This is a genomic window from Liquorilactobacillus satsumensis DSM 16230 = JCM 12392, assembly GCF_001435195.1.
Classification (GTDB): domain Bacteria; phylum Bacillota; class Bacilli; order Lactobacillales; family Lactobacillaceae; genus Liquorilactobacillus; species Liquorilactobacillus satsumensis.
In genome coordinates, this window is record NZ_AZFQ01000052.1 from 1 (window position 1) to 6,993 (window position 6,993).

The window sequence follows — 6,993 nt, forward strand, 5'->3', positions numbered from 1 at the left end:
TTGTCGAAAATCCCAGAACGATTTTCGACAATCTCTTTTATTTTAGAGGACTTTTGACCCAGCCCCCCTCTTTTATTTCGGATAAACGTGTTCCATAAGTCAAAATTCTCCGTCTAACTTCGAATTACTCATAGCAAAGTACTCGCTATGAGTAATTTCGAGTTAGCACTCAAATTTTCCCGACTTATGTCACACTCTCTTTAATTTTACCTGATAAAACTACAACTCTCGGCAAACTCTCTTAAACATTGCCTTTAATCTAATCTGGAAGCTTTTCTGCGCCCAATTCAACAAAATCATAATGCAACTTCGCATTGTCGTTGAATTCTTCAATAGCTAATTCGATTAAACGATCCAATAAATCACTGTACCCGATTCCAGTTACTTCCCACAACTGTGGATATAACGAAATGTTTGTAAAACCTGGGAGAGTATTTACTTCTCCAAAATACGGAACATTATCTTTATCTACTAGAAAATCCATCCGTGCTAATCCGCGGTTACCTAAAACTCTAAAGGCGTCGAGGGACATCTGCGTAATCTCTGCCGCTAACTCCTGGGGTAAATTAACAGGCAACTGAAATTCAACTCCTGAAGCATCAACAAACTTGTTGTTATAATCATAGAAGACATCTGATTCAGGAATTTTAATTGCACCCAGCTTTGAAGCTTGTGCTTTACGATTACCCAGGACAGAACATTCAACCTCGCGTGGCTGTTGAATTGATTCTTCTACCAACAGCTTGAAGTCATAATGAAAGCCATCTTGAATTGCTTTGTCAAACTCAGCTTTGTTCTCAACTTTATAAATACCAACAGAAGAACCTTGACGAGCTGGTTTCACAAAAAGTACATTTCCAAGTTTTTCACTGCATTTTTCGTAGGACCACTCAGCCTGATTTTCAGGAGTTACCACAACATACTTAGTATTTCGGATCCCATGATAAGTCAGAAGCTGTTTGGTCAAATCCTTATCAAAAGAAATCCCTGATGAAGCAACACCGCTTCCAACCCACGGCTTATTTAATAACCGGAAAAGTCCTTGAACAGTTCCGTCTTCACCCATATTACCGTGAATAACAGGGAAGAAAACATCGATATTCTTTACTTCAGAAATATTCTGAATGTTTGCTAACGGATTAGTAAAATCAACATGCGGCACTACATCCGCCACAACTTGATCTTCGTCTTCTCCATCAAAAATGCGCATCGAATCCTTGTTTCCTAACAAGTAACCATCCATGGTAAACATAAATACTGAAACTTCGTACTTATCCTTATCCAGTGCATCATAGATATTATGCGCCGAGCGCTTAGAGACATCGTGTTCGGATGAATTCCCTCCAAAAAACAATGCAACGTGCAATTTTTTCTTATTCATGAATATAACTCATTCCTATTCAGTAATCTTATTATACGGTTTATTCTATTATACGATAATTTTTAGCTTAAGGTTGTCCAAGCAGCTCTCACTGCTATAAAAGATAATACCACGAGAACACCACATTTGTCAGTTAAATGTCTTCGTTATTTTATTTTGGGCTCTTTTTGAACTCATATTTACATAATCTTTTCTTTATAACCGACATGAACATGTTAAAATTAAGGTAGTAATTAAAAATCGGGGTGATTTATTTGGCTGAAAAATTGTACGGGATCATCTATATGACTTCGAGACAGGTCAATCTTGCAATTATTAATCTGCACTCTCTCAAGGTAGTTGAGAGTGCAACTTCTAATTTTTTTGATAATCGCAGTTATGAATATAAACATAATATAGAAACAATTACCACTTCACTGAATGGCTTTATCCACCTGTTAAAAGATTATGGCGTCAAAAACTATCATTTCTGGGCAAATCAACAATCACTAGACGCAATTAGTGCACGCTATCTGGGTGAGCAAATTTATATTAGAACTTCATTACGAGTTCGCTGGTTAAATACCAGTCAGCTGACGTACTATAAAGCTGCGGCAGTGATTACGCATCTAGACAATTTTAAAAAACTCAGCCTGGCCTCTACTTTCTTGCTAAGTCTTGGATCAGAACGTGTTTCACTTTCTCACTTTAACAAGCAGAAATTTGCTTCAACCTGGAACATTGACTTGGGTGCTGTACAGATTCATGAAGTATCTGCTGCTTTAAAACCCGTCACTAGTAATCCAGTTGAAGTCCTCGATGATTATATTGGCAGCAAACTTGAACATCTGCGCCATATTTTCTTTGGGAAAAGAGCTCCTTCCAGTCTGATAATTCAAGATGCTACGGCACTCAATAAGCGTTTCATTCCGCAAGGAAAAAGTTATTACGCTTTAAACAGTACAGAATTTGATGAACTCTACCGTAAAATTATTAGTTCTTCTGATCAATTTCTAATGGACTACTTTAATGTTGATGAAAATGATGTCGCACGCATCGTTCCTTACTTCTTATTAATTCATAAAATCATCAAATTGATCAATGTTAAGAAAATTGTTGTGACCAATATAACAGTCTCTGATGGCTTGGCAATTGAACGTGCTGACAAAATTGGAATTTCAACAAGTCACTTAGAAGAAATGATCGTGACAGCAGCTGAAAATATTGCTGGGCGTTATTTAACAAGTAAATCACATCGTGAAAACGTGTCAAAAATTGCACTGCATCTTTTCGATCAACTGAAAAAGATCCATCATCTAGGAAAACGGGAACGTCTTTTACTGCAGGTTGCTTGCATCGTTGCAGACATTGGAAACTACATTAATCAACAAGGCCATTACCGTCACTCAGCGTACATTCTAGAAGCTAATAAGCTAATCGGTCTTTCCAATGAAGAAAATCAGATCATTGCTGAAGTCTCACGCTATCACAGCAGTGAATCTCCCGAATCGCAGCAGCCGCATTTTCAAAAACTCGACCCAGAGGTTCAAATGAAAGTGGCTAAATTAGCTGCACTGCTGCGCTTGGCTGACGCACTTGATGACTCACGTGAAGAAAAGATCAGTAAAATCTCAGTTTCATTACGTAACACCGAAATGATCATTTCTGCATATTCAAATCAAAATCTAGCTTTAGAAAAATGGTCTTTCTCCAACAAGGCAGACCTTTTTGAAGAAGTCTTTGGCATTAAGCCTATTTTGAAGCAACGGAGGCAACTAAAATGACAGAAAATTTTGATAATCATAGTTATTTTAAAAATCGCGAGTTAAGCTGGCTTGACTTTAACGGACGTGTTTTAGAAGAAGCGCGTGATCCGGAAAATCCTCTACTGGAAAGGGTTAATTTTTTGGGAATTACTCAAAGCAACGTCGATGAATTCTTTATGGTCCGAGTTGCTTCGCTCAACAAGATGTATTCTGTTAATATTCAAACAACAGATGCTTCCGGAATGACGCCCAAGGAACAAATTGACGCCATTAACATTCAAGAACAAAAAATGGTCGAAAAAAGATACACAACTTACAACCGTTCGCTCCTTCCGCAACTCGAAAAAAATAATATAAGAATTATTAAAGCCTCAGAAGCTACCGAAGAACAATATAAATTTATCAGGCGCTATTTTAATGATGAACTGTATCCGGTCTTGACTCCACTGGCAGACGATTCATCGCGTCCTTTCCCGTTCATCAGTAATAATTCGCTCAACATTGCAGTCAGAATTCATGAAAGCAGTAATGAGAAAAACAAACGTTTTGCTACCGTGCGCATCCCTGATGTTTTCGCACGCATCATTCGACTGCCGCATGCAGACAATACCTTTATCCTCTTGGAAGACGTGATTAAAGAATTTATCGGTAGTCTCTTTACGGGATACAGGGTTAGCGAAGCTGCTGCTTATCGTGTGATTCGTGATATGGACCTAGATGTTGCAGAAGAAGACACCTCTGATTTACTGCGCGAAGTTCAAAAACAATTAAAGCAGCGTGAACATGGTGGTGTAATGCGTCTTGAAATTGAGAACACAATGAGTGAGCGCCTTAGTAAACGGCTTATCAAAACACTGGCAGTTGACGATAAGGCAGTTTACCGCATAAACGGACCAATTGATCTAACTTTTCTCAAGAAACTACCGCGTGTAGTCACGGGGCATGCAGATTTATCCTATCCTGCTTTTAAACCTTTCGTGGATCCCAAATTGACGGCAGGTAAAAATATCTTTGCTGCCCTAAGAAAACGGGATTTTTTGCTGCATCACCCCTATGATTCCTTTGCAACCGTTGTTCGTTTTATCGAACAAGCTGCAACTGATCCAAATGTTTTAGCCATCAAGATGACCCTGTATCGGGTCTCTGGGAACTCTCCAATTATTAAGTATCTTGGAATGGCCGCTCAACATGGTAAACAAGTTACAGTTTTAGTCGAAGTCAAAGCACGTTTCGACGAAGAAAACAACGTCCGTTGGGCAAAACAGCTTGAAAAAATGGGCTGTCATGTTATCTACGGTCTCGTTGGATTAAAAACTCACTGCAAGGTTGCTCTAGTCATCAGGCACGATGAAGATGGTATCAGACGTTATCTCCATCTAGGCACTGGAAATTACAATGACGTGACTGCTAATTTCTACACCGATATGGGAATTTTAACTGCCAACAGTGATATTGGAGTCGATGCTTCACACCTCTTTAATATGCTATCAGGTTATTCTAAACCGCCTTATTTCCACAAACTGCACATTTCTCCACATAAAATACGAGAGTTCATTAACAAAAAAATTGATGAGGAGATTAAAATTTCCAAAACCGGTAAGAAAGCCCTGATCAAAATGAAGATGAACTCATTGTCCGATCAGAAAATCATCGAAAAACTCTATGAAGCTGCTGCTGCTGGAGTTAAAATCCAGTTAATTGTTCGGGGAATTTGCTGTCTAAAAAATGACCTGCCCGCTATTGGTAACAATATTGAAGTACACTCGATTGTTGGTCGTTTCTTGGAACATAGTCGCATTTATTACTTTTATAATGAAGGCAAAGAAGACGTCTATCTCTCAAGTGCGGACATGATGACTAGAAATTTAGATCGCCGTGTGGAACTTCTCTTCCCTGCTTTGCAAGAAGATTTGCAGCGCAAAATAATTTCAATTTTCAAAACAATGTGGGAGGATAATGTTAAAACCCGCGTTCTTAATGGCGAGTCCTTTGAAAAAATCGATCGTCGCGGATTAGCGCGCTTAAGTGCGCAAGAATACTTTGTAGCAGAAGCACAGAAGAAAAATAAGCTATTGTTGGACAGGCAAAAAGAAGCTGCACGTGATGATTCGGTGTTCACACCAATGACTCAACACGATAGCTCGTTACCTGATGATCAGAGGGAGGAATAAGCACACATGATTAATTTTGCGGTGATCGATCTAGGCTCAAATTCTGTTAGAATGACAATTACACAGATTAAGAAAGATGCCAGTATTGAGGTCACCCATCAACTCAAAGAAATGGTACGCCTTTCAGAAAACATGGGACCTAAAAAAATCTTACAAGCAGAACCGATTGAGCGCACACTCAACGCTTTGAAAGAGTTCAAAAAAATCTACGCGGCACTACCAAATGTCCATATAGAAGCCTTAGCAACTGCTGCGGTTAGACAAGCCGTAAATCAGGCTGATTTTTTGAAATTAGTCAAAAAAGAAATTGGACTCAATTTTCAAGTTATCACTGGCCGTAGAGAAGCCTATTTAGACTTTCTGGGAGTCACAAAAACCTTAGCTGTTGGAGATAATTGTCTGATAATTGACACAGGTGGTGCCAGCACAGAATTAATTTTAGTAAAAGATCAGCAGGTCCGCAAGCTGATCAGTTTGCCGTTTGGTTCTGTCACCATTTCTCAGACTTTTAATTTGAATGATGAAATCAAAGCCTCCGATCTTTTTCTTGCGATGACCGCAATTGAAAAGGAATTGACCGATGTCAATTGGCTGTTTGAAGCACATAAAAGCAAGTTGGTCGTACTGGGAGGAAGTAATCGAACGCTTGCAAAAATCGCACGGCGCAAACTCAACCTTGATCCTTTGCCTGATCTGCATGGTTTCAAGCTGCCTAGTCAAAATGCCTTTGAAATTTTTGCAAATCTGGTTGACCGTGACCGAAAAGAACGTGAAAAAATCCCTGGGCTATCAAAAGTACGTGCAGATGTAATTGTTGGTGGTTTAATCCCAATTTCTCTTATTTTAAGAACTTTGCACATCCCTGAAATTTTGTTCTCAAATCATGGGCTACGTGAAGGTGCGTTCTTTGACTATCTTGAAACAAGTAAACTAGAAGTGCCGACTTCCAGCATTCAGCCGCCGTGGACTAAGGCCTGAATTATAAAGTAACCTGGGTTTGGTTACGCATAATTCTGGCTTAGGCACAGGAGGTTGCTGGTTGGAGCACGTTAAGATAGAAGTGCGACAAGCGCCGGGAGACTTCGAGCACTAGCGCTAAATTGCAAAATAGTCGGTCTGTGACTATGCGCAATTTTTAGCTAGGCGCAGAAGGCTGGTGGTTGGAGCACGTTAAATAGAAGTGTGCAAAAAGGCGCTAGGTTTTGAGGCTTAGCGTCGGATCACAATGGTAACTGACCTTGTTACCGGTGTGATCCATGCTAAACACAAAAACCTGCCTTTTGGAGCACGTTAAATAGAAGTGCCGACTTCCAGCGTTCAGCCGCCGTGGACTAAGGTCAGAATTATAAAGTAACCTGGGTTTGGTTACGCATAATTCTGGCTTAGGCACAGGAGGTTGCTGGTTGGAGCACGTTAAATAGAAGTGCCGACAACCACCGTTTAGCCTTTGAGCACTAACATCAAATTGCAAGATAGTCGGGTTGTGACTATGCGCAATTTTTAGCTAGGCGCAGAAGGCTGGTGGTTGGAGCACGTTAAATAGAAGTGCCGACAACCACCGTTTAGCCTTTGAGCACTAACATCAAATTGCAAGATAGTCGGGTTGTGACTATGCTATGAATTTTTTCAAAATAAAAAATAAGGGGCTGTGACAAAAGTTAAATTTTGTCACAGCCCCTCTTTTATTCCGGATAAA

At 39.7% G+C, this 6,993-nt stretch carries 4 protein-coding genes; 3 read left to right on the forward strand and 1 reads right to left on the reverse strand.

What is annotated here, in order from left to right:
• Positions 1 to 259: 259 nt before the first annotated feature.
• Complete coding sequence (locus FD50_RS08640; protein ID WP_056961165.1) at positions 260 to 1,381, reverse strand: D-alanine--D-alanine ligase family protein; 1,122 nt, start codon at positions 1,379 to 1,381, stop codon at positions 260 to 262.
• 245 nt (positions 1,382 to 1,626) lie between these two features.
• Here FD50_RS08640 and FD50_RS08645 point away from each other — a divergent pair, with 245 nt between their 5' ends.
• From FD50_RS08645 to FD50_RS08655, 3 genes are read left to right on the forward strand one after another with little or no spacing between them, the layout of a single operon-like run.
• On the forward strand, positions 1,627 to 3,144 hold the full coding sequence (locus FD50_RS08645; RefSeq protein WP_235803455.1) for an exopolyphosphatase: 1,518 nt from the start codon (positions 1,627 to 1,629) through the stop codon (positions 3,142 to 3,144).
• Entirely contained in the window at positions 3,141 to 5,297 is a 2,157-nt protein-coding gene (locus tag FD50_RS08650; protein ID WP_056961166.1) for an RNA degradosome polyphosphate kinase, read from the forward strand. The genes FD50_RS08645 and FD50_RS08650 overlap by 4 nt, the downstream gene beginning before the upstream one ends.
• Before the next feature lie 6 nt (positions 5,298 to 5,303).
• Positions 5,304 to 6,275, forward strand: a complete 972-nt coding sequence (locus FD50_RS08655; protein WP_056961167.1) for a Ppx/GppA family phosphatase — start codon at positions 5,304 to 5,306, stop codon at positions 6,273 to 6,275.
• Positions 6,276 to 6,993: the final 718 nt, after the last annotated feature.